Here is a 1,268-nt window from a genome sequence, read left to right on the forward strand (position 1 = left end):
GCCCTCGGTCAACGGCTGATAATTCATGGTCGTACTGCTTGTTTCTTTGGCGAGAAGAGCGTACCACTTTCAGTCGTTGGCTTCCACTTCTACACCTATCCATGAATGTCGCACTTATTATCTGAAATCGGGCTTTAACTAAAATAAAAACTTAAGATAGTAAATTTATATAATAACTTATACATAGAAATCGATGTACGACTTCGAATAATAGAATAAATAAATATAAAACCCATTATTAATTTTTTATTGCCTAGTAAAAAAGTAGGTCAATGACGGCGTAGATGTAAAATACAAAAACACTGCAAAAGGAGAAGAAAAATTCAATCTAACCTCCAACTACTCCAAAAACCAAGAACATTGAAATTATAATCATAATTAATAAAAAAATTAACAAAAAATCTAATTTAGATATCAATACCTTAATTTTATGGATGATCGTATTCATTATATTTCTTTTTTCTTTTGTTTCATCACTAATGATGACTGCTATATTTTCATTAAAGTAATAAAAAGACTTCCCGTCTTTATCTACTCCTCTTTCTAGAAAATAGTTCAATTCACCTTTAAAAATATAAATTAGAACTTTTCTAATATTTGTAAGAGAAACACCAACTGAGCTTACAGACACGATTTTATTCGGCCATCCAATTTTAATAATATCTTCTCTATAAACTTTTTTTTTGTCCTTTAAAGCCATAATTATTTTTATCTCAGATGAACTTAACTTCCTAGACCGGTCACCTAAACTATTTTTAACAACTCCAGCGTTTGGATTTACTATGAGACAGTATTTTTTGCCATCACCTACCGCTGAAAAACAAGATCCAAAACTCATCATTTTCACCATTTTTTAATTTCTAAATTTACAAGTTTACGACCTAATAACTTTAATGGTTTATATGGTTTATATGGTTTAACCAAAAATAAATAAAAAGCATGCCATAACTTCAACTTCACACAACTTCTTAATTCACATACGAATAACCCCTGATCTCAATGTCTAGAATGTTTGTGTTTTAAAAATTATTGATATGGATTTATTTGTTTAAACTTTATGGTTGCGAAAAACGTCAACAAAGCACCATTATTTTGGCTCATAAATAAATAAAAGTGAAAAATTAAAACTTATTAATAATTATTAATTTACCATAATTGTAGATAATTTGTGCGGCATTTATAGGCTTTGTTGCGTAAATCATTTTCGAAGCCGAACAGCCCTATTTAGATTAATTGTCAGCCAATACAACAAGTTTTAGGCATGCCAA

1 protein-coding gene is annotated in these 1,268 nt (G+C 29.2%); it reads right to left on the reverse strand.

Going from position 1 to position 1,268, the window contains the following annotated elements; genetic code table 11:
- Positions 1-328: 328 nt before the first annotated feature.
- Entirely contained in the window at positions 329-841 is a 513-nt protein-coding gene (locus tag BLO31_RS09260; RefSeq protein ID WP_175443198.1) for a hypothetical protein, read from the reverse strand.
- Between the last annotated feature and the right edge of the window lie 427 nt (positions 842-1,268).

The organism is Vibrio sonorensis, assembly GCF_001854765.1.
GTDB classification, from domain to species: Bacteria; Pseudomonadota; Gammaproteobacteria; order Enterobacterales; family Vibrionaceae; genus Vibrio; species Vibrio sonorensis.